This is a genomic window from Vogesella mureinivorans (genome assembly GCF_007644035.1).
GTDB classification, from domain to species: domain Bacteria; phylum Pseudomonadota; class Gammaproteobacteria; order Burkholderiales; family Chromobacteriaceae; genus Vogesella; species Vogesella mureinivorans.
Genome location: NZ_VMTV02000775.1, coordinates 1 through 281, shown reverse-complemented (window position 1 = coordinate 281; position 281 = coordinate 1). Strand labels below are relative to the sequence as shown.

1 protein-coding gene is annotated in these 281 nt (G+C 65.5%); it reads right to left on the bottom strand.

Annotated features, from left to right (window positions below; translation table 11 throughout):
- The coding region (locus FLQ44_RS18170) for a phosphoketolase family protein (RefSeq protein ID WP_500692556.1) at positions 1 to 281 on the bottom strand (281 nt) is incomplete at both ends.

The following is a 281-nucleotide window of genomic DNA, read 5'->3' as shown; positions in this document are numbered from 1 at the left end:
CTCGTGCACCTCGCCTTCGACGAAGTACGGCGCATAGCCATAGCCAGTCAGCAGCGACTCCAGCTCGGCCCGCGGGATCCGCGCCAGCACGGTCGGGCCGGCGATCTTGTAGCCGTTCAAGTGCAGGATCGGCAGCACCGCGCCGTCGTGTACCGGGTTCAGGAACTTGTTCGAATGCCAGCTTGTTGCCAGTGGCCCGGTTTCGGCCTCACCGTCACCGATCACGCAGGCCACGATCAGCTCGGGGTTGTCGAAGGCCGCGCCGAAGGCATGCGAAAGCG